This window comes from Indioceanicola profundi (assembly GCF_003568845.1).
Lineage (GTDB): Bacteria > Pseudomonadota > Alphaproteobacteria > Azospirillales > Azospirillaceae > Indioceanicola > Indioceanicola profundi.
This window is the reverse complement of sequence record NZ_CP030128.1, coordinates 149,063-174,821: the sequence shown is the minus strand read 5'-3', so window position 1 is coordinate 174,821 and position 25,759 is coordinate 149,063. Positions and strand designations below refer to the sequence as shown.

The window sequence follows — 25,759 nt, the reverse complement described above, 5'->3', positions numbered from 1 at the left end:
AATGACTAGCCTGCCGTCTCCAATGCCCGGTCAGAAGAAGCTGGGCCTTGTGGTCGACCATGACACGTGCGTGGGCTGCCATGCCTGCGCAGTGGCCTGTAAGGAATGGAACACGGGCGGCCACATGGCGCCCCTGCCCGATCAGGATGCCTATGGGGCTGATCCGGATGGCGTGTGGTTCAATCGTATCCACAGCTTTGAGGCTGGCGAAGAAAGCGGAAGCTGCGCGTCGCGCACAACGCATTTCCCCAAATCCTGTCTGCACTGCGAGACTCCGGCCTGTGTGACCGTCTGCCCAACTGGCGCCTCCTACAAACGCGCCGAGGACGGTATCGTCCTTGTGAACGAGGATCTCTGTATCGGATGCAAGCTGTGCTCCTGGGCCTGCCCCTATGGTGCACGTGAGTTCGATGGAGCCGCCGGCGTGATGAAGAAATGCACATTGTGCGTAGACCGGATCTATAATGAAAATCTCGAAGAAGCCGAGCGGGTGCCGGCCTGCGTGATGGTATGCCCGGTTAGTGCCCGTCATTTTGGCGATCTCGGGGATCCAGACTCCAATGTGTCAAAGCTGGTGCGCGAGCGCGGCGGCTATGACCTGATGCCGGAACTGGGATACCGCCCCACCAACAAACATTTGCCGCCGCGCCCCAAGCCGGTCGTGCCACAGGACAGTCGCGTTAGCAGCGGCGCGGGAACACATGCCGCCGATGCGAAGGGGCTGCTACGTTGGGTTGACCTCGTCTTGTCGCGCTAGGGAGAGCGCCATGCATCCTGCTTTTTCGATTATTTTCTTCACCACGGCGGCCGGCGCAGGTTACGGCCTGTTGATGGCTTTGGGACTGCTTGCCCCGCTCGGGCTGGTCCCGCAAAAGTGGGGCTTCGGAGCCGTGAGCCTCGCGATTGGTTTTGGTCTCGTGATCGCCGGGCTGCTGTCATCCACCCTGCATCTCTCACACCCCGAGCGCGCCTGGCGGGCATTCTCACAATGGCGGTCTTCCTGGCTCTCGCGGGAGGGGGTTGCGTCCGTTATCACCTTTATTCCTGCCGCTGTGTTTGCGATTGGCTGGGTGGTCTTTTCCGTAACGGGTGGCATTGTAGGTGCCGCAGGCTGGCTGATGGCTGCGCTGGCCGCAGTTACCGTCTACTGCACGGCAATGATCTACGCCTCGTTGAAGCCGATCCACCAATGGCACAACGCTTGGGTCGCACCAAATTACATGGCGCTTGCTCTGATGAGCGGCTTGCTCCTACTCGAAGCATTGGTCCACCTATTCGGGGCTGCGAGTCCGTGGCTGACGGGTGCCGCCCTCCTCACTGTTGTTGTATGCTGGATCTTGAAGGAGGGATATTGGCGTTTCATTGACAGCACTCACGCCACCAGCACACCAGAAACGGCGACCGGACTGGGACATCTCGGCAAGGTACATTTCCTCGGGGCACCCCACACAGAAGCGAATTATCTTCTGAAGGAAATGGGGTTCCGGATCGGGCGCAAACATGCAACTCGCTTGCGCGCCATCGCTCGCATTGGCAGCTTTGCCGTTCCGGGCTTGTTGTTGTCAATCGCCTTCGCGGCTGGCGGCGTTGTTGCAAGCGTGGCATCGATACTGGCCGTAATCAGCGCCTCAATTGGCCTGATCGCGGAACGATGGCTGTTCTTCGCCGAGGCTAAGCATACGGTCAACTTGTATTACGGCGCTCAAGCGGTTTGACCCGCAACGGCCATAAGCGCGTGGCGGAGGTTCAGTAGTCGCACCGTCCCATCAGGGTCCCACCGAAAACCACGCATCTAGACGCGAAGACGCCCCAGAATATGATCTCGCGTTTGCGGTACGCCTTGCCTCCTCCTCCGTGGAGCTTGCCAACGGGAAAGAACAGCTGTGAGAGGCCGGCCGTCCGGCAAGGAACTAGGGACGCAAAACACCGCGTCATGACGATCCAGCGGCTGCTAGCTTATCCAGAACATCGGAACTTTCCCCTGTTGTGCGCAACAGAAATCACGCGTCTAGCAACACATGGCATTTCGTCTTCAGGCCGAGAGCGACGGTAAAACAACCTCAGAAATGCCAGACCAACGGTGAAGGAGCGGATGCCAGAAGTCGGTTGCTCCGATCCACCCTTCCACGACGAGGAGAGGCGTGCAAGTGACATGGGAAACCGCACACATCGCCATCGTTGTTGCCCTTGCTATCGCAGTCTTCATAGGCTTTCTCCGCGAACGTCTGCCGCCAGACGTCGTGGCAATGATAGCGTTAAGTGTTCTGCTGCTTACGGGAGTGCTGGAAAGTTCGGATGCCTTGACCGTCTTCAGCAATAGCGGGCCTATCACTGTCGCCTGCATGTTCGTACTCAGTGCGGCGCTGGAACGAACGGGGGTGATCGAAATTGCGGGCACCGCCGCAACCAAGCTTGCCGATCGCTCCGCGGCCCAAGCACTCGTGGCCATGATGTTATGTGTAGTTGGAGCATCCGCCTTTATGAATAATACTCCGGTTGTCGTCGTTCTGACTCCCGTCGCTTTCGTTTTGGCGCGGGCGATTCGACTTGCTCCATCCTGTCTACTCATCCCGCTCTCATACGCGAGCATTTTAGGAGGGATGACAACGTTAGTTGGCACATCAACAAACCTGCTAGTAAACGGGGTTATTGTTTCATATGGGCTTCGCCCGCTTAGCATGTTCGAGATTTCCGGAGCAGGACTAATCCTGGCCATGATCGGCATCTGTTATATATTTGCGGTTGGCCGCTGGTTGCTGCCTGTCCGGGAGACCTTCACCGGTATTATCGATAACCGCGCTAAGCGCGCGTTCCTGGCTGAGATGCTGATCCCCCATGACTCTCCCCTGATCGGAAAGCATCTTAGGGACGCCGGCCTTACCGATGGTCAAGGAAGTCAGGTCATTGATGTCCTGCGTGGAGAACAGTCATTTCGTCACTGTCTCGGAGAAATCATACTCGCGAGCGGAGATCGAATCGTGCTGCGTACCAACGTTGCTGATGTTATAGGCCTTCGCGAAACCGGCAACGTCTTGTTCGGAGCTCGCCATCAACACGCCGTCGAGCCGATTAGCAGCCGCTCGACGGTAATGATGGAAGGGATTGTTGGGCCGCAATCGCGCCTAATAGGATATCGCATCGCCGATTTAAATTTTCGCCGGCTTTACGGAGTCTACATCCTTGCACTGCATCGACAGGGTGAGGACCTTGGCTCCGGCTTTGATGAAATACGGCTCTCCTTTGGCGATACGCTGCTGCTAGAAGGACCATCCGATGGTTTGAGGCGCCTGTTCGAACGACGAGTTCTGGTCAACCTTACTGAGCCTACATCCGTCCCTTTCCGTCGGGACAAGGCGCCGGTCGCCCTGGGCGCAATCCTCCTTGTGATGGGACTCGCGGCTTTTGAAGTTCTGCCAATCGTGACACTTGCCCTGGCCGCCGCCACGGCTGTCGTGGCGCTTGGCTGCCTAACCGCTGACGAGGCCTATGCTGCCATCCAATGGCGGACCTTGAATCTGATTTTTGGTATGCTCGGTTTGGGACTGGCCCTTGAGCAAACTGGGACCGCCGCGATCATCGTCGACTATGTGGCCGCACTTATTGGCGCATGGGGGCCGTGGGCTGTCCTTGCCGTACTTTATCTTCTAACGTCCATACTGACGGAGGTCATTAGCAACAATGCGGCAGCCATCTTAATGACACCGATTGCCATAGGTCTTGCCCAGCAGATCGGGGTGGACCCACGCCCGTTCGCGATCGCCGTGCTCTTTGCGGCAAGCGCCAGTTTTGCGACGCCGATCGGATATCAGACCAATACATTTGTCTATAACGCCGGCGGCTACCGGTTCACGGATTTCGTTCGCATCGGACTTCCGCTTAACTTGCTCATGTGGGCAAGCGGAACCCTGATTGTTCCAATGTTTTGGCCATTTTAACAAGGCCAGTGTGGGGCCACCTGAGAATCCTGGTATAATCGGATGGAGCGCGTGAACATGTACTGTCCGCATTATCCTCCCCATATAGCGTGCATCAGGGCTACCAGCAGGGTTCCTACCGAAGCTGTTAAAATTCCGCGCCACAAGAACCAAGAAAGGGCAAGAAGCATCTTCGCCACGTGATGGAGCAAGTCCAGGGATGGTGCCACGCACCTCTCAACGCCCATGGATGCTGCTAAGGAGAAAATCAAAGTCACCATAGTTGCTCCGTGCTTCACATCAGATGTTGTCGCCCCGGTGGCACTAAACATGCCATCAACTGCATTTACAATGCCGGCATCATGTAAAAGCGGATTCAGTAGACAGAACATTACTGGTGTTAGAAATACGTAGAAAGCAAAATGGTATCTGGCATAAGGGGGCGGCGCATGATGACCATCATACCTGCCTGAGAGTGGGCGTATCCTCGACATTGAGGAGAGAAAAGATCCAAATAGGGCGTGTGATGCGCCTCGATGGCTTGTCAATAGTGCCGCAGCGTGTTTCCACTTCTTTGAGTCCTTCTTTCTCACTGCATTCCTCCTATAACTTTGCGATGCAGATGTATGAACGAGCTGTGACTGCGATTTAGAGAAGGCGCTGTCCATTCAGAACAGCGCTAGTATTTTCTGTGCAGGCGTGGAGATCGACGGCGAAAATGTCGTAGTCCCGCTGAGATCGAAATCCGCCACGAGGGCCTGTTTACCAGACGAGGCCTTGAGTTCAGTTTGTGTTCAGATGATCTTGAGCCCATATGGCCATGGGTCGGCAAAGGCGGAACAGGACATTCGAACTGGCCTCAGGCCTGCGGTAAATCACCGCCCAAAATCTGCATCCCGGCGGACAGGGTGCCCGCTGACCGTCCGCAAGCTAAGGGCGAGCCGCCATCACTCGGGAAGCTCGAGCAATGATAACTTTGTCTGCCTGAATATCACATCCACAATCTGCTTCGCATCTGCTTTCGGCCGTGGGCGGCGTGACGTGGGTGCCGGCACGGCAACTGGTAAAAATCGGAAGAGTGCTCGCTCGGTCACCGCGTTGACCGAGCCCTCTGCTCCGTTTGCATTGGAGGAATAAAATGCGCAGCCAGGCCGCGGGATTGATCCGTACCGATTCACCGATAGACGATTTGCTGGAACGTCTGCTCCCCTCCATAGAGCCGGTTCAGGAACTTGAATCTGTTTCTTTGCGGGACGCACGGGGGCGAGTGCTGGGCCGGACAGTGGCAGCAGAAGGCCCTGTGCCTGGCTTCCGACGGTCAGCAGTCGACGGGTACGCCTTATGTCTGCCGGCCGACGGTGCTGCTACTGACCTAGTGCTGCCAGTTGTCGGCTACATTGCGGCCGGCGCCCCTCTTATCGATGTGCCGCCCACACCTGGGGCTATCCGGATCTTCACTGGTGCGCCAGTGCCGCGGGATTTTGACCGCGTGGCCATGCAGGAGGATTGCCTTGCTGGCCTGACCACAGTGCCTGTTCGCCGAGTGCCAAAGGCGGGTGCCAATGTCCGCCAAATCGGTGATGATATTGCTGCAGGGCAAGTGGCCCTGAGCTGTGGCACACAACTGGATGGGCGCCATTTGGCTGTGGCCGCGTCACTTGGACTGACAAATCTTCGGGTGCGGCGGCGAATCCGTATTGGTGTCCTTTCTACAGGCTCGGAACTCGTGTCCCCTGGGCAGAACCTAGGTCCAGGCAAAATTTACGCCTCGAACGGCGTTCTAGTTACAGCCATTCTCGAACAGGCGGGATTCGACGTGGTGGATCTCGGCATTGTTGAGGATGACCCGGACTGCATAAATGCTGCCCTAAATACAAGTCTTGAGCTGGATGCGTTGGTGACCAGCGGTGGCGTTTCAGTCGGCGAAAGCGACTATGTTCGCCGAACAATGGTAGCGGCGGGAGGAAAAATCGAGCAGTGGCGCCTGCCGATCAAGCCGGGAAAGCCAATCCTTTTCGGCCGGCTACCCCGAAACGCGAGGAGCGAGCTTCCCGTGATTGGACTGCCCGGCAATCCTAATGCCGCGTTTGTAACCCTCGTTCTGATTGGGTTACCTCTGCTCCGTGCCGTTGCGGGTCAACCACGGCGAGTGCTCCATCCGATCCTCGTGGAGGTACAGGCAAGCTGGCGCCACGCGCCGGGTCGTCAAGAGTTTGTACCCGTTCAACTGCTCCCGGCGGGTTTGCGCGGAATTGCGGGCGCATGCCGGGCAGGGTCCGGCGGATCGGCCCAGCAATGTGCATTGAGCACCGCGGATGCTTTGGCCATTGTACCGGCGGAGGCGGATGGCGTTGCCGTTGGCGACGTGCTTGCCGCTTATCCCATCAATCAGATCGCCTGATGCGAGCGTCGAGCCCTCTAATCATCAGTATCGCATTCAGCGTCGGACAATGGATAGCGGTGGGATTGCTGCTTGAACTTGACAGGCGGATGCGCTTGCTCACCGGTCCTGCACCGGGCGGGCCGCCCGGTAGGTCAATGGAAGCGGCTATTTAGTCGACCATCGTGATGTCTTGGCAGCCGTGGACGCGGCCGGAGAGTTGGCCTCATCTGTCGGCATCAGCACTGCGGCGATTGCCATAGCGGTCCGCTGGAGACTTGGCAGGACAGTGTGGGTGGCAGCAGCCGAGAGCCGTGCCTTCGGAGCCTGGACGGCCAAAGCAGCAACCATCTGGCCGGCGGCATCTCGGATTGGCACAGCAATGCAAAAAACGCCTAACACATACTCTTCGTCGTCCATAGCGAACCCATTCCGCCGGACGCGGTCAAGTTCCGTTTGGAGTGCACGCGCATCCACAAATGTAGCCGGCGTAAAGCGCGGAAACGGAACCTCCTCCAGAAGAAACCGGCACGCGGCTTCTGGCATCTCGCTGAAGAACAACTTCCCCATGGCCGTACAATGTAGTGGTACGCGCGAGCCGACCCCAAACTGCAGTCTTAGAGGTGAGTGGTCTGCCTCTACACGGTCGAGGTAAACGATGTCACCTCCTTCCATAACCCCGATGTTGCAAGTCTCACCCAGCTCCACGCTTAAAGCTTGGAGCAACTGGCGTGCCGGTGCTTGAGCCACCGACGACCTGAGAATATCGAAAGCGAGGCGGGCGAATTTGGGTCCCACAGTAACCGCCCTTGGATCGAAGCTGCGCTGCAGCAGACCCTTCTCGATAAGGCCATTTACCAGCCGATGCGCCGTGGGCTTGGGAAGCCCGAGTGCCTCTCCAATAACTCTAACGTTCAGTGATCCCGCAGCTTCTGCCACAAGCTCTAACACAGCGAGCACACGATCTGTTGCGGGGCGCCGGCCCCCGCCAGATACGACGACGGGCTGATCTTCTAAAAAGTTTGTATGTTGCCGACTGCGTTTTGCCATGATGGTCGGTGACCTGCTCTCTTTGGCAGACAGGTCTATCATTTCTTGGCCTGCCAAAGCCATACCCTGTATGGAAGACACGACCTGCGGACCGGGAATCAGAGTTCCAGATCCGGCAATCCAAGTCTTTGTGGTTGGGGTTACCACGAACAGGGCCTGTTGCTCTTGATCGGACGCATTGTGCTCGAGTCATATACTTTTTATTTTATCACTGGTGGGACGGGATCAGCAGGCCGCGTTCTCGCAAATTCCCTTTCTGAACATTCACGGAATAGAGCCCAAGGGATCGCCGGCCTGCGGGTCGTAAAAGCATCCATCATGCTCAGCATGATTTCTGGCGGTACAAATGCACCGGCCACAATGATCGCGGAGAATGCGTCAGACATGGTCATCCAAGACGCATGCTGAGCGCTCGTCCCGGCTCACACGCCGTGATTTGATCTGCTTGAACTCCGATTGCCTGCAGCCTCTGTTTGCAGTAGCTTGATCAGGCTCGATGTGTCCAGTCGCCCTCCTCCCCGAGCTTGCAACAGGCCATAAAACTGCTCGATGAGGGCTGTGACAGGCAGGGATGCCCCAGAGTGGTGCGCTTCTGCCAAGCAAATGCGAAGATCTTTTCGCATCCAATCAACAGCGAAGCCGAACTCAAACTCGTCACGGAGCATGGTCCGTCCCCGATTCTCCATTTGCCAACTCTGGGCCGCGCCCTTGGAGATCACGTCAAGAACCAAGTCGCCATTCAGGCCGGCCATCTTTGCAAATTGCAGGCCCTCGGCCAAGCCCATGAGAAGTCCGGCAATGCAAATCTGATTTACCATTTTGGTAAGTTGTCCGGACCCAACTGGGCCCAGCAAAGTCACAGCGCGGGCGTAGGACCATAGGGCCGGGCTTGTACGATCAAACACGGATGATTCACCGCCAACCATAACCGTTAGCTTGCCCTGCTCCGCCCCTGACTGCCCGCCTGACACAGGCGCATCAAGAAAATCGACCCCTTGCTCGCCTGCGGCTGCATGCACTTCTCTAGCGAGGGCAGCCGAAGCTGTCGTATGGTCAATCAACACACTGCCAGGCTTCATGCCTGCAAGCACCCCATCTGGTCCGAAAACAACCGCACGCACGTCATTATCGTCGCCGACGCAAGTGAACACAAGGTCGGCGCCTTCTGCCGCTTGTCGCGGAGTGGCGGCTGCCCGTCCACCATGCGCCGTTACCCACGCCGCGGCTTTGGCGGGAGTTCGGTTATAGACCGTGACCTCATACTCTCTTTCGGCGAGGTGCCGTGCCATCGGTGCGCCCATAACGCCCAAGCCAATAAAGCTTACCTTCTGCAGCATCATGCCCTCGTCGCGCTAAGAGTTGGATCGGTCTGATTGCGATCTGATGCTGTTGCCCGCACCACACCGGTAGCCAAATCTATGATGCCCAGATCAGGAGGGCCGGTGCAACAACGGGATCAATGCAGATGCTCCTTGTGGGGTGAGCCGGACAGGGGGTTACGTTCTACCCTGGATCCGGGCAGGCTTGGGTCATGGATGTATCTCGCTGGGCCATTGACCTGAACCTGATTGCTCCGGATCGAGCCTGTCTGGAACGGCTGATCCAGGACGGTAACGCGCATCAGAAGCTGGTGCCTCGTACTGCTGGGCTGGTCGACGGCAAAGCCCCTGGGCAGACACCGAAGCTGAACGCCGAGCAACGGGCCGAGTTGGCCAGCATTGTCGAGGCCGGACCGACACCTGCCATTCATGGGGTGGTCCGTTGGCAGTTGGCCGACCTGGCCCAATGGGTCTGGGAGGAGTTCCGCATCAGCATCAGCCCGCAGACCCTGAGCCGCGAACTGCGCGCCCTTGGCTATCGTAAGCTTTCTGCTCGGCCCCGCCCTTACGCCCAGGATGGCGAAGCCGCAGCAGCGTCCAAAAAAACTTCCCCACCCTGATTGCGGACATGGCCAGCCGGGTCGAGGGTTCCATCGAGATCTGGTTCCAAGACGAGGCCCGTATGGGCCAGAACACCAAGACCACACGCCGATGGGCCCGGCGGGGAACCCGGCCGCGAGCGCCGCACGATCAACGAACCCGATCCCGCTACATATTCGGCGCCATCTGCCCGGAGCGGGGAATAGGGGCAGGACTGATCCTGCCGTTCTGCAATGCCGCCGCCATGGAACTGCATCTGGCCGAGATCTCCCAGGCTTTACGGCCCGGCGCCCATACAGCCCTGGTCGTCGATCAAGCTGGATGACATACCTCGGCGAACCTCAAGGTGCCCGCCAACATCACTCTCGTGCCGCTGCCCCCGCGCTTGCCTGAGCTGAACCCGGTCGAGAATGTCTGGCAGTTCCTGCGCGACAACTGGCTCTCGAACCGCGAGTTCAAATCCTATCAGGATAGTTTTGATCACTGTTGCGAGGCCGGGTACCGCCTCATCGATTAGCCCTGGAAGATCATGTCCATCGGCTCTCGAGCCTGGACCATAGGTCATGAGCAGTGAGAACTGGTGTCAGGTGGTCTGTGCCTTCGGTGCCTTTCCAATCAAAAAGGCCGAAAAGATTGTCGTGAACAGGCTTGCGGCGATTACCGTCATTGCTACGGCCGGATGCCCATTATCGAGGAGCACGCCCAAAACCAGCGGCGCCAGACATGCCCCAAGATCGAGCCCTGAATAGACGAAACCGAACACCCTGCCCGTGGCACCGGCCGGTGCGGCCGAGCGCACCAACATATCTCGGGCTGGGGTCGTCGATCCGGATAGGAAGCCTGCGATCGCGATGGCAACAAGAAGAACGCCAGCGCTCATAGCCACATGACCAACGGCCAGAACGGTTAAAGCGGCACCGGCAAGACCAGCGGCAACCATGAATTCGTGACGATGGGTGCGCCCGGCCGCAATCCCCCCGACCAGGGTGCCGGCCGCATTGGCGATCATGTATCCGGTCAGCATCAGACTGGCTGTCGTGAGATCGATACCGTGCAGCTTCGGCAGGGCTGTCGGCATGAAAGTCTGCAAACCGGTCAAGGATATAGACAACAAGGCGAAATACGTAAAACAAGCCAGGATCGGAGCCGTAATCAACACCCTCCCCTTCTCTGCTCCCGCCTTGGTGCCTGTCCCAGCATGGCGCGGGGTCACATCCAATGTGCGTTTTGAGGCCATCAGAATGAGCCCGACGGTCAGTCCGAAACTGCCCACCAGGCTGATGGCAGTTGGCCACGACAGTGCTGACGCCAAGAACAACAGCACCGCCGGTGCCGCCGCCCATCCCAACACGCCACCGATCGTATGTATGCTATAGGCAAGCGCCATCCGCTTAGGCTCGACCGCATGGGTAAGAATTGCGTAGTCGGCGGGATGGAACACGCTGTTGCCGAGACCGGCCATGATCATCAGGGGGACAAACAGCCAGAACGATGTGATTTGACCAGCAAGGATCATGCTTCCAGCGAGCAGCAACAGGCCTGTGACCAGAACCTTGTAGGCACCGAAGCGATCAACAAGGAACCCTGCAGGCGTCTGGGCCAAACCGGACGCCGCGAAGAACATCGTCATAACCAGACCAAGTTCTGTATAGCTGACGTCGAAATGCTCTCGCAAAACTGGAAACAGCGGCGGTAGCGTGAGATGATAGAAGTGGCTGAAGAAATGCCCACCGCCAACTAGGGCAATCACCTTTGCGCTTCTGCTGCTATTATCGGATTTTTGCAAAGGCATTTGCTCCAGTTCCTAATGCAATTTCATCGAGTAATTTGCCTGCTACTCTCGATATGACTTGGACCCTACAGCGTGCGCCCAAGGCGCCGATGGTGCCTTTGCCATAGACACCAAACCGTCACTGATAGACATTCTTAGAACATCACAACGCTCCGAATAGCCTCACCACGTGCAAGTGCTGCGAAACCATCATTGATGCGGTCCAGCCCGATCCGCTGCGTGATCAGCTCGTCCAGCTTCAACGTGCCATCAATATAGGCTTGCGCCAGCATCGGGAAATCGCGCGAGGGACGTGCCCCACCGTAGCTGGACCTGCGGATACGCTTTTCCTGCATCAAAGCGCCCCAGCGAAACGAAATATCGGCCTGCACATCCGTCTTACCCAACCAGATAACCTGCCCACCGGGGCGTACTGCCTCCACCGTGGTGCGAAAAGCTGCCGGGCTCCCTGCGGATTCCAGCACCACATCCGCGCCACGCCCTTGCGTCAGCGCGCGAACTTGCGCCGCCACATCCGCTTTGCTCGCATTTACCCCATGTGTCGCCCCAAGCCGGGTCGCAAGGTCCAGCTTTTGATCATTGAGATCCACGGCGATGATCGTGCCGGCCTTTGCCATGCGGGCTCCCTGCACAGCTGCCAGTCCCACGGCTCCGCAGCCCACCACCATCACTGAATCGCCAGGTGCGATCTCGGCGATATTGAGGGCCGCCCCGGCTCCCGTCATGACACCGCACCCGATCAGGCAGGCCGCATCGAAAGGGATGGCCTTCGGCACCGGAACCGCCTGCTGGTCCGGTACGATGCAGTACTCGGCGAAGGTGCCGAGAAACATCAGGTGGTGGAGTTCCGTGCCATCCGCTTGCCGGGCCTTGGAAGTTCCATCGAAATGCAGGGCCTTCGCTCCTTCTTGCAGATACGGCTCACAGAGGATCGGGAGATCGCGATTGCAGTAGAAGCAGCTGTTGCAATGCGGGTTCCAGGACAGCACCACATGGTCTCCAACCTGGACCTCCTGCGCCTCGCTGCCCATCGCCACGACCTCGCCGGCCGCTTCATGACCCAGAATGATGGGCATGGGATAGCGCAGCTGCCCCTGTATTACCTCGAGATCCGTATGACAAAGTCCGGCCGCCCGGACCTGAACGAGTACTTCTTTGGGGCGTAGGTCTGGAGCCGTCACGGTTTCGATCCGGAGCGGTGATCCGGCCTCATGAAGAACTGCGGCCTGGTAGGAGAGCACCATGGTGGATTCCCTGCTGTGGAAATATGTCAGATGGAAACGCCGCCCCTACGACACCTCGGCGCCGCTCTTCGAACCAGCGATTCCGCCCGCTCGCGCTCATCTCGCCCGACGGCTTGAACAGGCGCCAGAGTCTAACATATTAGCAGTATCTCTCAAGCGGCAGTTCGAAGCGGGTCCAGAACGGCAGGTTAGGACAAATCAAATCAGGCGGTCAGATTCCTCTGGACGAGCGCAGCGACTGCTGATAGCGTACTGACATATCAGGGACCGTGCGAAACATCGCTGCCCTGGCAGGAAACACAGTTTGGCTTAGGAGGCCCTCATGGAACTCACTCAAACCGTGATGACCGAACGGCAGCGCAAATATCGTGAGACCTACCGCGAGCGCGTGGCCGGCTGGTATAACGGCTGGCTGCATGTCGCCATCATCTACACGATCGGCTTTACCGCGCTGTATATCTATCTGGCGAATGTCGAGAATCTGCGCTGGTGGGAACTGCTCATCGTGCCGGTAACCTTCCTCGGTGCGAACTTCTTCGAATGGTTCCTGCATCGCTATGTGATGCACCGACCCTCCAAAATCCCGGCGCTGCGGGCGATCTACAATCGCCATACCTTGATGCACCACCAGTTCTTCACCGAAGAAGAAATGCGCTTCGCCAACCATCATGACTGGCGTGTGACCTTCTTCCCGCCCTACGCCTTGGCCACCTTCACCCTGATGTCTATTCCGATGGCGCTGGTCGCGGGCTGGATCTTTACCCCGAATGTGGGCTGGCTCTTCATCACCACCACGACCTCCATGTACCTCATCTACGAGTTCATGCACTTCTGCACACACGTCGATGAGAACTGGTTCGTGCGCAACGTGCCCTTCATCAACACGAACCGCCGCCACCACACCGCCCATCACAACCAGTCCATTATGATGGAGCGGAACATGAATCTGACTTTCCCGATCATGGACTGGCTGTTCGGCACGTCCGACCTCAATCGGGGGCTCATCGGTCACCTGTTCAACGGCTACGACACCCGCTATGTGAAGCAGGATATGCGCAAGACCTCGCGCACCCCGAAGCCCCAGTCGAAGCACACCATGGTGGCTGCGGAATAACCTCCGCGCTCTCCCGGACGGAACCGCGCTGGACGAAAGAAACCCCCGCAGAAGGCAGCTTCTGCGGGGGTTTTTGCTGCAGCGCCGTCTGTCACCAACACGCGCGATGGGCTTACGGCGGGTTAGGCCAGTACCAGGGCCGGGCGCGGAGATATCAGACCATCGCACCATCAAATGCGTCGGACCCGAGCTCCTTCACCCCCACAAAGCTGATCTGATTGCCCTCTCCGAAATCGAGGACCAGGCGTCCCTTGGCCAGGCTGATGCGGTCATCGAGGGCGCTCAGCGTGGTGTCGCCATTGCTGTCAAAGAAGGCGAAGGCCTCCACGTGGGTGTCGAGGCTTGTGCCATCAAAATAGTCGAGCACATGAATCTTATCCTCGCCTACCTTGAAGCCAATCACCTCATCCTTGCCGAACCCCGGACCGAACAGGAACAGATCGGCACCATCGGCACCATTCATCGTGTCGCCGCCGCCGGCCCCAGTAAGCACATCGTCGCCGTCACCGGCATTCATCCGCTCCGATGCCGATGTAGCTTGCAGCGTGTCGTTGCCCTTTGTGCCGGTGAACACGCCGGTCGGTGTGGGCTCTAAACACCCGGAACATTGACCGTGACCGTTGCGGTGGACTCAAGGTCGCCAGCATCCCGGATCATGTAGATGAAGCTGGTCGGCACCGGGGCACCGTCCGGTTCGAGCAGATCCCGGGCCGGATCGTCGGTGCTATAGGTAACTGTTCGCGTGGCGGCGCTGAAGCTGACCGTTCCGACCGTACCCTCCGTGTTCACCGAAACGATCGTGCGGGTATCGCCAGCATCGGGTTCGGTATCGTCGGCAAGCAGCGTATTCCAAAGGTTCAGCGTTGTAGCGTCCTCATTGACCTTGACCGTGTCGCTATTGGCAACCGGCCCATGGTTCGATGGCTCGATTTCAATCGTGAAGTCATCAGGGACCCTCGCACCAGCAAGATCCGTGGCCGAGAGCCTGATATCCAACGTACCCCCATCACCAAGTGCCGGCATTCCGCTGAACGTCAGCGTGCTAGTACTACAGGTGCGAATAGTGGCGTTTGCGGTAATGGGCATGCTCGGCAGCAGCCTGATGTCGCCGTCGCCAGCGTGACCACGCAAAGATGAATGCTCGGGCGGTGCGCGGCTTCAGGAGCAGCCGGGCGAGCAGGTAGCGGATCTCGGGCACGGATGGGAGGAGTGCCGGGCGCAGGCTCACGCGGCAACTGACTTTGGCGGACTCCTTTCGTTCGCTTTGTTCCAGGTGGACCGGCGCAACTCGGCGGACAGCCGGGCCAGGAATGCAGCCGCGGCCATGCAGAGGGTCATATGGCGTCCTGGATCGGCCTGCCGCCACCAGAACCCACCGCCGTTATCGCATGGTCCATCTGGAGAAGGCGCCACCAGCAACGCGCGCATCAGTGCCATTGGCAACGCCGTATCCAACCGGTAAATCCCCGCTGTAGTATTAAGCCGCTTGGCTCCGGATCTGCGACAAAGCCTCGTCAATATCTTCCGACGTCATCTCCCACTCATTGCTGAAATTGGCAACCACCTCCCGCATGAAAAGGTCATAGAGAGCCACGGCCTGCTCATCGCCCAGATGGTCGGCCAGGATGGCAAGCGCCAGCTGGCTGGGCGCATCGCCCTCGTAGCTCCACTCGAAATCATCGTCCGCGATCCGCTTCAAATCGGTGCGATACGGCAGCGGCTGGCCATCCACGGTCACAGACACGCCGTCGATGGTGCGGTCCCCCCGATAAACCTTGGTCATAGCGTTTCTCCCTCCCTGCTCATGATGGGCTTGCGGTTGAAAGCTAGCTGACATATCATTGGTACGTCAAGCGTCGCTGGAGCTGTCCAATGGATGCAATCGAACCGAATGTGCTGGCACTGATCTGGTTCATCCTGCTGTTCGCAATCAGCTGCGTCAGCTTTTACCTCATTGTCGGCATGTTTCCGCTGCGTCTCCGCCCCAAAGCTGCACAAGGCCCGGGTACCCTGCCCTTGATCGGCGGAAATCTCGCCGCCCTGCTGGCTCTTACGGCCGGGACGATTGCTTACGGAATCGGCGAGCTGCGGTGGACCTCCCTTGTGATCTGTGGCGGTCTGCTGCTCCTCTTCGCCCCAACCCTGCTGCAGAGCCTTCCTGCCCGGTGGCGTGACGGTAAGCCGGGTTTGGCTGCCCTGCTCCTTGTCCAAATTCTGTGCCTTTCCCTGCTGTATGGTGCAACCGACCTGATCTAAAAGCCAATTCAATGGCTCTACCTCTAACCTGCTGAATGGAGGAAATCATGCCCTTCCCGATCAAGGTAGCCCTGTCCATCTTTGTGCTCATCACCATGGTCGCCGCCTACTTCTTCCAGGATTATCTGGGCCAGACCGGTCCCAAATACGCTGTCCTATTCCTTGGCATCTTCATGACGGTGGCCCTCTGGGTGTTCCCGGAAGTCACCCGTGATGCCAAGAAGGATAAGCAGAAGTGAGCAGCGGACAGACCAGCGACGGTCCGGTTTGGCGCGGTATGAGCCGCGCCGAACTGGATACCGCCTACGACAATTCCGCTGCTGTGCCGGAGGGCATAAAGATCCTGCAAGGCTATGTGGACCGCAGCGCCGAACTGCGCCGGCACCAGCCTGACCTTCTGGACCTACCCTATGGGCCGCGCCCCCGCAACCGGATCGACCTCTTCCGTTGTGGCCATCGGCAGGCTCCACTGATGGCCTTCGTGCATGGCGGCTACTGGCAGCGGAATGCCAAGGAGATGTTCTCCTGCCTCGCAGAAGGCCCTATGGCACATGGCTTCGATGTGGCCATGATCGGCTACACCCTGGCCCCAGATGCGTCCTTGACCGAGCTCAACGGTGAGATCCGCAATGCCATCCGTTTTCTCCGGGAAAACGGCCCGTTGCATGAGGTGGCCACAGGCCGCTTGGTTATCTCCGGCTGGTCGGCAGGCGCACATCTGGCGTCCCTGCACATGAACATGCCAGAGGTGGATGCGCTGTTCTGTCTAAGCGGTCTCTTCGATGTAGAGCCCATCCAGCGCGGCCGCCTCAATGCCCTATTGAACCTCACGGACGAAGAAGTTCAGACCCTTAGTCCAATCCGGAATATTCCCGATCAGGCCAAACCGGCGGTGCTGGCTTATGGCGCGGACGAACTTCCGGAACTCCAACGCCACTCTCGCGCCTATGCGGAAGCTCTGAAAGCAAAGGGCTACGACGTGCATCTGCTGCCTCTGGACGGTGAGAACCATTATTCCATCCTGGACCAGCTCACACAGGCGGACAGTGTGCTGACAAGAGCGCTGCTGCGCCTTGTTTAGTCTTGATGCGCGGCAATGCTGGACCGCGTGATGGTGGCCCTGCTTTCTGCTATGCCGCTGCTCCTACAGAACCGATGTACTGGAACGAGGTTGTTCGTGCCAGTTTCATCAGGTCGAGCAGGAGGCTCCCATGACGTCTTTGCTCAGAACCATTGTCTGCGGCGTTGCACTGTCTCCGCTTCTGGCGCTTGGCCCGCTGGCCGATCCGGAAACCAATGTGCAGCCCCCGATTCCGCCGGCCGAGCAGGTGAAGATTGCCTATCTTGACGGCTATGAGCCGGTCATTTCTAATCTGGAGCGCTTACAGAATAACTTTGCACTGGGCACCGGCGAGGTCGTGACCAATGTGGAGCCAGAGTGAGAATCGCTGGTTCGTCGACGTTGTCGGTCAGGACAGCCAATTCTTCCGCGCTACCGAATACGGGCCGCATGTGCTGACAGAGGCGGAATGCCGTCCGGCCGGATCCGCCAACGCCGAGGCGGAGCCCTCCGCACAGGCCAAGTGAAGCCGAGCGCAAAGCGTGTCGTCCCCTCAGTGCCCGGCCCCCTAGCGTTACAGCGGCATCTTATGTTTGGGGTGGGCGAGTTGGGACAATGCTTGGTGACATCGTCGCCAGGCGGACCAGACGATGACCAGTGCAGGCCCAATTCGCCTCTGGTTCAGGCGGCTGGTAACACGACGGATCTCGTGCACCGACCAGCGGACCATTGGCTTTGTGCTCGCGATCGGGTTTTTGGGGGCGTGGTGAAGCTGTCTGCCTTGTGGCGCACCACCGCGAGCAGGGCAAAGGCCAGCATCACCAATGAGACATGCCGATGCCAACCATGCCAGCTGCGGCTTTCATTATGGTCCAGCCCCAACTCACTCTTGGCGGTCTCGAACGCATCCTCAATGGCCCACCGTCTGCCCTCCACGGCAACCAGGGTCTCGATACCAGTCCCTTTGGGGCACCAGGTGGTAAAGTCGGTACAGTCCGCATCAAGGATGTTTCGTCGTACCAGCAGCCCGCGTGTCCATAAGCCCAGGCCAGCCGGTGCTCCGACCTCCTCGGTCAAGATCCGCCAGCTCCAGATAGGCCCAGTCATATAGGCGTGAGCCCTTGGCTGCCGCGCCGGCCGAGCGCCGGACATCATCGTCGGCCGGCAGGCTTTGTGCGATCGCCGGCGCGGTCCCGGAGATCCAGAGGTCTGCCCGCCAGCTGTTGAACAGGTGGCTGCTGGCGACGCCGCACACATAGCCCTTGCCGGCCCGGCGTCGCGACATCTCGAGCTCGCCCACATTATAAATGCTGTCCGCCGCCGCCCAGGCAAACGGCACCTCGGCATTTTCCGCCCGCCGGGCCATGGCCGCTGCAATGGCGGGCTTGGTGGCGAACCTCACCCCGTCCGGCACATGAGCGCCCGCCAACCGCTCCAGATGATCTGTCCATGCTTTGGGAGATACAGCCGCCGGTCAACAAAGGCGTGCCCCTTCGGAGACCTGGGCGGCGAACACGCCGATTTGGCAGTTGGTGATCTTCCCCGCCGAGCCGGTGTACTGCCGCCCAACCCCACAGGACGCCTCGCCCTGCTTCAGGACCCCTGTTTCGTCGACGACCAGCACCGCTTCCGCCGTGGCCAGGCGCTCTACAGCCTGATCGCGCACCAGATATCCGCGTCCCAGTGGCTGCGCCCCAGCACGGGCTGCTGGCGCCGGGGCCTTGCATCACCCGCCACCTCGGCACCTCCATCCGGTTTTCCGCCGCTCCGGGCCCAATAGCCCGTCCAGGAAGGCGGCAGCGGATCTGGCCACGGTTGCCCAAGCAAACAGGGTTTGAAGCCGGGCTTTGGCGCCCTGCAACTTCGCCGACCACACTTCGAGGAGATCATCGACGGCAATGCCGGACATGGGACACCTCCCCAGATCCGATTCAACACCCGAGAATCTCTATCATTGCAGCTCAGATTCCAGCTTCCGCCTGCATCCGCGTACAAATATTCTTCCCACTCGGCCCGACTGGAGCCTCTCTGCCACTTTCCAAACATTTCGCGATCTAGCTGCGTGAGCCTTGTTGCCACCTTGGAACATGACAGCTTTCCATTGGGGTGTTCCCATGTCCAGGCGTAGTGTTCGGAATGTTGTTCTCCGCCCAGGTCCGGACATCATCCAGGCCCGGCCCGCCGTGAAACGCTCTGGTGCGCTCGACCGGAAGAGCGCTACCAAGCTGCGCTTGCGTCAGGTCCATGTTCCATCCCAACCGCGCCTAGGCGCCGGGCCCTTAAATTTGAGCCGCAATCATGGCTTCTGACGCGAGCCACACAGGCGCGGCATGGGACGCCAACGGTAGCAGAATGGGAGGATTGCTGCAGGACCACGACTGGTCAGGCACCTCTCTTGGCCCGATTGAGACCTGGCCGGGCAGCCTGACCGTGGCAGTCGGGATTATGCTGGGCGCCCAAACGCCAATGGGCATCTACTGGGGTCGGGATCTTGTTCTGCTCTATAATGATGCCTGGGCCGCAGTCATCGGGAAGAAACATCCCCTTGCGCTCGGCAAGCCAGCCCAGCAGGTTTTTCCGGAACTCTGGGACACCATCGGACCCGTGCTCACCGGCGTGCTGGCGGGGAAGGGTGCAGCAGAGGCTCGTGACCAGCTGCTGCCCTTCAGCCGGAATGGCAGGATCGAGGATGCCTGGTTCACCTACAGCTGCACCCCCATTCCGGGCGAGAGCGGCCCGCCCGCCGGTATTCTCACTATGCTCATCGAAACCACCGAGGAGCACCGGGCCTCCCTTGCCCTGCTTGAGAGCGAGGCACAGCTCCGGGCATTGGTGGAAGCAAGCTCCTATGTGATTTACCGGACAAGCCCTGACTGGTCGGAGATGCGCCGTCTCTTTGGCCGGGGAATTGTGCACGATACGCAGCATCCAAGCGGAACCTGGATGCAGGAGTATGTCCACCCGGACGACCGCGCCCGTGTTCGGGATGCGATCCAGAGTGCCATTCGTGCCAAGAGCGTTTACGAACTTGAACATCGGATTTTGCGCGCGGATGGGACCACTGGCTGGACGCTGTCCCGCGCCGTGCCGATCCTGGATGCCAGGGGCGAGATCGTTGAATGGTTTGGGACGGCCAGTGATATAACGGCGCGACGGCAAACAGAGGAGGCGTTACGTGCGAGTGAGGCGCGGCTGGCCGCCATCTTCGCCCGCGCCGCGGTTGGACTTTCCGAGATCGCACCGGACGGGCGTTTCCTACAAGTAAATGACGAGCTCTGCCATATTCTGGGACGGCCGCGGAAGGACCTGCTGAACCTGTCGATCGCGGATGTCACCCAGTCAGATGATGTGGGTCCAAGCCTCGCTGCCGCGCGCCAAGTGCTGGAGACCGGGCAGTCTGTGTCCCTGGACAAGCGCTATCGCCGCCCTGACGGCAACGAGGTGTGCGCAAACAGCATCCTGACCCGTCTGGACGGGGAGCAAGGCCCGAGCCTGCTCGCCGTCACAGTCGATTTGACGGCCCGGCACGCCGCTAAGGCGGCGCTGCGAGCGGCGCGCGACGAAGCCGACCACGCCCGCCGGGCGGCGGAGGAGGCAAACCAAGCGAAATCGCGCTTTCTGGCTGCAGCCAGCCATGATCTCCGCCAGCCGGTCATGGCTGCGGGCCTGTATCTCGGCCTGCTGGAGAGCCGGGTGCGCGATCCCGAAGCCGGCGATCTGGTCGACATGGTGTCTCTGTCGCTCGATGGATTGCGTACCATGCTCAACGGGCTGCTGGAGACAGCGCGCCTGGAGGCTGGTGTCGTCGAACCCCGGGTGGAGGCTTTTGCGCTGGATGACCTGCTCTACCGGCTGGGCGCAGAGTTCGAAGGGCTCGCGCGGGCAGCAAAGCTCTGGTTCCAGGTACCGCCCACCGATTTGGTGGTGCACAGTGATCGGCTCCTGCTCGAGTTGATCCTACGCAACCTGATCTCCAACGCGGTCAAATATACGGAACGCGGCGGCGTTGCGGTGGAATGCGCACGCGCAGAAGACTGCGTGCGCATCAGCGTGATCGATACCGGTCCGGGCATCCCAGCGGAAAGCCAGGAGCGCGTCTTCGAGGACTTTGTGCGCGTGGGCGAGACGAACCGCTCCCTAGGGTTCGGGCTCGGCCTCCCGACGGTGCGCCGTGCTGCCGCGCTTCTCGGGCATCGAGTAGACGTGCGTTCCGAACCTGGAAAGGGCTCGACCTTCAGCGTCTGGGTGCCTGACGGGGAGAAGGCGCCCCCCGCGAGCGCGGCCTCTCCTCCGTCAGCCGACCTTCCATTACCCGCATGCGCCGTGCTGGTGGTGGAAGACGACCAGATGGTGGCGGCGGGGCTGCGCATGGCCCTTGAAGATTGGGGGCTGGACGTCACCCTGGCGCACTCGGTTGCCGAAGCGCGAGCCGCAGCGGCGGACCAGCGCTTCGACTTGGTCATCTCTGATTTCCAACTTCCCGACGGCGATGGCTTTGGCGCAATTCCGGCATCGTGCTCCGGCACGGCAGGACGCACGGTGCTACTCACAGGCGATACGCGACCGGAAACGCTGCGGCGCGCACATGAGGCCGGATTCTGCCTGCTGACCAAACCCGTCGACATTCGGGCCCTGCGGGAAGCAGTCCGGAGAATTGTGGGCACCGACATGGGCCAGGGGTGATACAGGAGCCGCAACCGGACCAGGGCCGCAGACAGCAAGACCACGCCGCCGACCGTTCGCCAGGAGACCTGGAAGAATATCGATGCCATTCTCTCTGCTACGCGGATGCCTTGGGTGGTGCCAGCGCAATCGGCTGGCGGATGCGCTGCCTCCGTCGTGCGGGCGCTTCCGTGAAGAACCTGGCCCATAGCGCATCCCTCGCCGTGTGGTGGTCAACCGTGCCACCACACCCCGGGATCAAACACCTAGCGCCGCCACGAGGAGGAGGTGGGGGCAGCACATCGCTGCACCGGCCCTTCCTCGTGGACCGTCCTCTCGGTCAGGCAATGCTCATGCCGCCGCCGTCGCCACGGGCGACCGCCTTGATGGTGGTCCGCCTGTTACCCCCGGTGATGTTCCAGGCGTGCAGGTGAATGCTGTACGGCAGCTGGAACACGCCGTTCGCGTCCGGGTACGCGTCACCGGTCTCCATTGACACGTTCAGGCTGGACAGGATCTGCACCGAGCCATCCGCCGTGAGGTGGAAGTTTCCGATGTAGGTGCCGTTATAGAGCCACGAGACCGCGAGCGTGAAATCGATGATCTCGCTCTCGAACAGGAACGACAGTTCCGAGTAGAACTCGGACATGGTCACCGGCCCTTGCCAGTCGGGGATGTCGCGCACCGACAGGCCTTCGGGAAGCACGCTGACCGCCGTTCCCTCGTTCACCTTCATGCCGTCCTTGACGACATCCCAGAAGAAGCTGGTGGCGCCGATCGCCGTGTCCACTGTTCCGCCCATGTCAGCCTCCCACGCGTTGCAAACGTTTCAGCTGGATGTTCTCGACCTTGCCGACGAGAATGGCTTTTCTCCAGTCCGGCCTCACCAGCGGGGGCGTTTGCTGAGGCGGTGGGGGCTCGGCCACGGGGGCGCCGTCCTTCCGGACCAGCTCCGGCATCTGCGGGTAATCGGGGCTGTAGTCTTTGCAGGCGGCGAAGTCGCGCGAGCACATGTCGGCCTGCTCCACGATCCGGTTCAGCTCAGCGGATATCTGGTCATTGATCGCGTTCAGCTTGGCAGCGTCCAGGTCCTGGAACCAAGCCTGGTTCCGCAGGGCGAAGTCGATGTCGTTCTGCATCCTCTGCAGGGCCCGCATGTGATCGGACAGGCGCGCAAGGTTGCGCCGCGCGGCCTCGATCTCCACGAACGACGCGTCGTCATTGGGCAGCTTGAGCTCGTTGTAGGGGTCGAGCGTCACAGCGAACGGGTAGCCGCGCCCGGCGCGCCCCTCATTGAGCGCATTCGACGCCAGCCGGAACAGGTCCGGGATGCCCTTGCATATCTCGACGCTGCCGCCCTTCTGGTAGACGAAAACCTCTATCTTGTGCTCCGCGCTCGACATGCTCTCCTTGAAGCCGACATTGGCCTCCCCGCTCGCGAACATCCCGTAGCTCGCCTCGACGGACGCGGCGATCTCCTTCTGCCGCTCCACGCGTTGGGCCTCGATCCTGACAACCCCGTAGAACTCAATGCCGATGAACATGCCACTGACGAACAGGTCACCGAACCGCTCGCGGAACCTCTTGCTGTTGGCGTTGCTCAGGAGCTCCCATGCTTCTGGCGCCAGTTTGGGGTCCACGATCCCCTCATAGGCGTTCAGCGCGTTGACGCGGACCATGCAGAAGGTGGCTTGGCTTGATACCTTGCACCGCTCCTTGAATTTGAACTTGGCGCTGCCGCCGATGAGGCCGAACCCGCCGCCGATCTTCACGTCGATGTCCGCCGCCTGGTCGAAGTCGCTCTCGGCGTTGATGTTGACGAAGGCGAAGTCGCCCTGCTGGCCCGCGGCGCCATCTATGGGCGCGTGGCCGCCGACGACGGCCGGCTGCTTGGCGTCGCCACGCACATTGTCGTAGCCGGTCCCGTAGTTCAGTCCGGGCTGCCAGTCCACCGCTTGCATGCATGCCTCCTGTTCTCCAGGGATAGGGCGGTGGCAATCGACATTGAGTCCTATTCTTGGCTTTGCCACCTGTTGCACGCGGACATTTTAAATCGAAGGGGGCTGTTACACGCGCGATCATGAGTCTATACTCGGAATCGGCCAACAATACCTGGGCGCATGAAATATATGATTAAGCGCTATTTGGCATTCTGTTGCAATGTTTGGGAATGGTTGCAGAACCGCTCTTAGCCGATACCCCCAAGCGGCGCCATTGAACAGAGCGACGCTTGAGGCGGCCTGAACGGGTCTGCCATGGGCGGAGCCTGGCCTTTGTGGATCATGGCCATGATCTCGCGGCTGGCGATGATCCTGCCCAATGATGGTATCCAGATATTCTCGCTGCCTGAGCTCGGGGAACCACCAAAGCTCACCTGCCTTTATCGTCCTGGTGGCGCTTGGAGAAGCGGCGATCCTGTCGATGGTGATGGTCCGCGGGCTGTTCGTGTGCTGCTGCTTTGATGCTCTGCAAAAGAGGCGCCGAACCGCCGCATCCCGTTTGCTGCAAAGCAGGATACCGAAGGTCCGCCCCTGGGCATCGACGGCGGTACAGGTACATCCACCGGCCTTTCATGCGGATCTAGGTCTCGTCCACCTGCCAGGCGCAGGTTGCTTTTGGTGTCAGCCGTTGACGGCATCCTTCAGCCACTTGCCGGCGGCGCACTTCGGCTGAGGTGAGGCAGCAAGCCGCCAGCGCGGCTGTCCAGGATGGCGGCCATGGGTGTGCTCCGGCGCCCGGCGGTCATCCGCACAACCGCCCGGAAATCCTTGGCCAGCGCTTCGAAGCAGCCGGCGGCCAGGGCTGCGCCTTCTGGTGCACCGCCGAGGGCGGCAGGTCATGCGGCTTCCAGCGCCAAGGCGCACCGGTCGTCACACCGTGGCCTAGGCCGTTGAACACGTCCCGGAGCCCCTGCTCCCGCTGCCCGGCAGCTTCCGGCAAAAGCATCAGATAGGGCGCAACCAGCGTCCATTCCTCGTCCAACACATCCGAGGGGTCAGGTTTGCGTGACGCCGCCATCCCGCAAATCCGGGACCCCAAACAGGTCCAGGACAGCCTGGCCGCACCAGGGCGATTCCAGTGCCATAGAGAATGGCAACGCTGACCAGGCGCTACGTTGGAGCGGAACACTGACCCGAATTGTGAGGCCAGCGCTCCTGCGGCCGGCAGTCCTGTCGACATACCCCTTAATCCCAAACACTGCAGTTACAACCTCTTCATGACCTGCGCGCAGATTTCACCGCACAAGCAGATTAGGAGTGCTGGTGGTGGGGATCGTGATTGCCTTCCGGCGCGGGCGTGGTGAGACGGCCGATGTGAATTGTCTGGCTGGCTTCATGCTGGCCAGAACCGGTCGGCCAAGCGGTCAGATGGACCGCTTTGACCATATGGAGCGGTTGCTCCAGCAGATGCCGGGCACAGCGCTGCATGGAGCGGGTATCGATCTCCTGCACGCCTTCATCAGCCTGCTAACGGACGATGCCGCCCGCCTTCGGCAGACTCTATCCAGGAGCGGTACAGATTCTCGTGATCTCCAGGCCATCCACCTGCTCTTCACCCTTGTCGACGACATCATGCTGATGATCGACGTGGATCCGTTGGATGCCGCCTCCAAGCTGCGCCGGCTTGTGCAGCGCTATGACCAGATGAAGGCGCTGATCACCGATGTCTAGGCTGACCCGCCGCGGCACGCCAGTGTCCTCCGGGCCGCAGACAGTCATCGGTGACGCCCACCATCCCCGTGGTGAACGGGCAAACGGGTTTTTATCTGCCGCTGCGTGCTGGTGGAACCGCGCCGACCTGCACGGCTTCGGAGACAAAGAGATCGTCTTGCCGTGTCACCCTGGCGGGTAGAGTGCCGCGATGATGGCAGGCATGGTCCGCAATCGTCGGGATCTGATCCAAGGCACAACGCCGGGTTGATCGACCTGGCGGTAGCACCCAGGACGGGCAGATAGAACATGTAGGGCGGGAATGCGCTGTCACGGCGGCCTCGTCCGAAGACAATCATCCTTGTCGGATCAACGCGTATCTACCGCTTGATGGTTAAGAGAAGCACAGTTCCCCAAGCGGAGCAGCGAAAATATCCTTGAAACAGGAAAGTGGAGGGTGCACTTGGCCACAGACGCCTTGTGCAGGCGCTGAAATGACGGCCAGGGCATAAACACGCCGCGCTGGATGAGGCTGGCAACAGTGCGGAGCGTCCCGCGAATGACTAGGGCGCGCCCTGTGTGCTGATGGTTTACGCCGACGTCCAGCACCGGTCGCCTCGGCGCTTCTGTCGCACTATGCCGGCATTTGCATCCTTGTTTCACCAGCGGAAATTAATGTTCGCATAACACTAAAGTGGTAGAGCGCGCCTAATTCAGT

Annotated in this window: 23 protein-coding genes and 3 pseudogenes; 13 read left to right on the top strand and 13 right to left on the bottom strand. The window is 60.0% G+C overall.

Features of this window, described 5'->3' with window-relative positions; all coding sequences use genetic code 11:
* The first annotated feature begins 1 nt into the window (after position 1).
* The 3 genes from DOL89_RS22070 (at position 2) to DOL89_RS22060 (ending at position 3,935) form a co-directional block, all read left to right on the top strand.
* Positions 2-757: a 4Fe-4S dicluster domain-containing protein gene (locus DOL89_RS22070; protein ID WP_119681533.1), complete on the top strand. Its 756-nt coding sequence runs from the start codon at positions 2-4 to the stop codon at positions 755-757.
* A 10-nt stretch (positions 758-767) separates the two neighbouring features.
* Positions 768-1,715: a dimethyl sulfoxide reductase anchor subunit family protein gene (locus DOL89_RS22065; protein WP_119681532.1), complete on the top strand. Its 948-nt coding sequence runs from the start codon at positions 768-770 to the stop codon at positions 1,713-1,715.
* A gap of 432 nt (positions 1,716-2,147) precedes the next feature.
* Positions 2,148-3,935, top strand: coding sequence for an SLC13 family permease (locus DOL89_RS22060; protein WP_119681753.1), 1,788 nt, complete (start codon positions 2,148-2,150; stop codon positions 3,933-3,935).
* Positions 3,936-4,006: 71 nt separating this feature from the next.
* Here DOL89_RS22060 and DOL89_RS25180 read toward each other — a convergent pair whose 3' ends face one another.
* Positions 4,007-4,507 carry a hypothetical protein gene (locus DOL89_RS25180; protein ID WP_162937797.1) on the bottom strand — a complete coding sequence of 167 codons (501 nt, stop codon included), beginning with the start codon at positions 4,505-4,507 and terminating at the stop codon, positions 4,007-4,009.
* 566 nt (positions 4,508-5,073) lie between these two features.
* Here DOL89_RS25180 and DOL89_RS22055 point away from each other — a divergent pair.
* Complete coding sequence (locus tag DOL89_RS22055; RefSeq protein ID WP_162937796.1) at positions 5,074-6,315, top strand: molybdopterin molybdotransferase MoeA; 1,242 nt, start codon at positions 5,074-5,076, stop codon at positions 6,313-6,315.
* Between the two features lie 147 nt (positions 6,316-6,462).
* Here the strand turns inward: DOL89_RS22055 and DOL89_RS22050 are convergent, their stop codons facing one another.
* Together DOL89_RS22050 and DOL89_RS22040 are read right to left on the bottom strand one after the other, a co-directional pair.
* Positions 6,463-7,344, bottom strand: coding sequence for an IclR family transcriptional regulator (locus DOL89_RS22050; RefSeq protein WP_119681752.1), 882 nt, complete (start codon positions 7,342-7,344; stop codon positions 6,463-6,465).
* Between the two features lie 422 nt (positions 7,345-7,766).
* A complete protein-coding gene (locus DOL89_RS22040) occupies positions 7,767-8,684 on the bottom strand; it encodes an NAD(P)-dependent oxidoreductase (RefSeq protein WP_162937795.1) in 918 nt (305 codons plus the stop codon).
* A 305-nt stretch (positions 8,685-8,989) separates the two neighbouring features.
* Between DOL89_RS22040 and DOL89_RS25715 the strand changes: the two are divergent.
* Positions 8,990-9,780: pseudogene (locus tag DOL89_RS25715) on the top strand (IS630 family transposase); the annotation flags it as partial.
* Between the two features lie 66 nt (positions 9,781-9,846).
* Here the strand turns inward: DOL89_RS25715 and DOL89_RS22020 are convergent.
* Positions 9,847-11,055 carry an MFS transporter gene (locus tag DOL89_RS22020; RefSeq protein WP_119681526.1) on the bottom strand — a complete coding sequence of 403 codons (1,209 nt, stop codon included), beginning with the start codon at positions 11,053-11,055 and terminating at the stop codon, positions 9,847-9,849.
* Between the two features lie 134 nt (positions 11,056-11,189).
* Positions 11,190-12,299 (bottom strand): Zn-dependent alcohol dehydrogenase, encoded by a 1,110-nt coding sequence (locus DOL89_RS22015; RefSeq protein WP_119681525.1) that lies wholly within the window; start codon positions 12,297-12,299, stop codon positions 11,190-11,192.
* A 322-nt stretch (positions 12,300-12,621) separates the two neighbouring features.
* On the opposite strand from DOL89_RS22015, the gene DOL89_RS22010 reads away from it, so the two are divergent.
* Positions 12,622-13,413, top strand: a complete 792-nt coding sequence (locus DOL89_RS22010) for a sterol desaturase family protein (protein WP_119681524.1) — start codon at positions 12,622-12,624, stop codon at positions 13,411-13,413.
* A gap of 154 nt (positions 13,414-13,567) precedes the next feature.
* Here DOL89_RS22010 and DOL89_RS22005 read toward each other — a convergent pair whose 3' ends face one another.
* From DOL89_RS22005 to DOL89_RS21995, 3 genes are all read right to left on the bottom strand, one after another.
* A complete protein-coding gene (locus DOL89_RS22005; RefSeq protein WP_162937794.1) occupies positions 13,568-13,987 on the bottom strand; it encodes a calcium-binding protein in 420 nt (139 codons plus the stop codon).
* Positions 13,988-14,004: 17 nt separating this feature from the next.
* On the bottom strand, positions 14,005-14,499 hold the full coding sequence (locus DOL89_RS22000) for an Ig-like domain-containing protein (protein ID WP_162937793.1): 495 nt from the start codon (positions 14,497-14,499) through the stop codon (positions 14,005-14,007).
* A gap of 391 nt (positions 14,500-14,890) precedes the next feature.
* Entirely contained in the window at positions 14,891-15,196 is a 306-nt protein-coding gene (locus tag DOL89_RS21995; RefSeq protein WP_119681521.1) for a DUF6166 domain-containing protein, read from the bottom strand.
* 89 nt (positions 15,197-15,285) lie between these two features.
* Between DOL89_RS21995 and DOL89_RS21990 the strand changes: the two genes are divergently transcribed.
* The 5 genes from DOL89_RS21990 (at position 15,286) to DOL89_RS25175 (ending at position 17,256) form a co-directional block, all read left to right on the top strand.
* The gene (locus tag DOL89_RS21990) at positions 15,286-15,669 is read left to right on the top strand and encodes a hypothetical protein (protein WP_119681520.1); all 384 of its coding nucleotides are present in this window, start codon (positions 15,286-15,288) and stop codon (positions 15,667-15,669) included.
* Positions 15,670-15,716: 47 nt separating this feature from the next.
* Positions 15,717-15,908, top strand: a complete 192-nt coding sequence (locus tag DOL89_RS21985; RefSeq protein WP_119681750.1) for a hypothetical protein — start codon at positions 15,717-15,719, stop codon at positions 15,906-15,908.
* A complete protein-coding gene (locus DOL89_RS21980; protein ID WP_225890084.1) occupies positions 15,905-16,750 on the top strand; it encodes an alpha/beta hydrolase in 846 nt (281 codons plus the stop codon). Before DOL89_RS21985 ends, DOL89_RS21980 begins: the two co-directional genes overlap by 4 nt.
* 130 nt (positions 16,751-16,880) lie before the next feature.
* On the top strand, positions 16,881-17,111 hold the full coding sequence (locus tag DOL89_RS21975; protein ID WP_119681519.1) for a hypothetical protein: 231 nt from the start codon (positions 16,881-16,883) through the stop codon (positions 17,109-17,111).
* Entirely contained in the window at positions 17,095-17,256 is a 162-nt protein-coding gene (locus DOL89_RS25175) for a hypothetical protein (protein ID WP_162937792.1), read from the top strand. Before DOL89_RS21975 ends, DOL89_RS25175 begins: the two co-directional genes overlap by 17 nt.
* A gap of 473 nt (positions 17,257-17,729) precedes the next feature.
* Here the strand turns inward: DOL89_RS25175 and DOL89_RS26105 are convergent.
* Positions 17,730-18,353: pseudogene (locus tag DOL89_RS26105) on the bottom strand (IS701 family transposase).
* Positions 18,354-19,027: 674 nt separating this feature from the next.
* On the opposite strand from DOL89_RS26105, the gene DOL89_RS21965 reads away from it, so the two are divergent.
* A complete protein-coding gene (locus DOL89_RS21965; RefSeq protein ID WP_119681518.1) occupies positions 19,028-21,412 on the top strand; it encodes a PAS domain S-box protein in 2,385 nt (794 codons plus the stop codon).
* Between the two features lie 319 nt (positions 21,413-21,731).
* Here the strand turns inward: DOL89_RS21965 and DOL89_RS21960 are convergent, their stop codons facing one another.
* From DOL89_RS21960 to DOL89_RS25170, 4 genes and pseudogenes are all read right to left on the bottom strand, one after another.
* Complete coding sequence (locus DOL89_RS21960) at positions 21,732-22,193, bottom strand: hypothetical protein (RefSeq protein WP_225890083.1); 462 nt, start codon at positions 22,191-22,193, stop codon at positions 21,732-21,734.
* A 1-nt stretch (position 22,194) separates the two neighbouring features.
* Complete coding sequence (locus DOL89_RS21955; protein WP_119681517.1) at positions 22,195-23,352, bottom strand: hypothetical protein; 1,158 nt, start codon at positions 23,350-23,352, stop codon at positions 22,195-22,197.
* A 117-nt stretch (positions 23,353-23,469) separates the two neighbouring features.
* On the bottom strand, positions 23,470-23,904 hold the full coding sequence (locus tag DOL89_RS26100; RefSeq protein WP_404813523.1) for a hypothetical protein: 435 nt from the start codon (positions 23,902-23,904) through the stop codon (positions 23,470-23,472).
* 182 nt (positions 23,905-24,086) lie between these two features.
* Positions 24,087-24,409 (bottom strand): annotated as a pseudogene (locus tag DOL89_RS25170) (transposase); the annotation flags it as partial.
* Positions 24,410-24,657: 248 nt separating this feature from the next.
* Here DOL89_RS25170 and DOL89_RS21940 point away from each other — a divergent pair.
* A complete protein-coding gene (locus DOL89_RS21940) occupies positions 24,658-25,062 on the top strand; it encodes a hypothetical protein (RefSeq protein WP_162937789.1) in 405 nt (134 codons plus the stop codon).
* Positions 25,063-25,759: the final 697 nt, after the last annotated feature.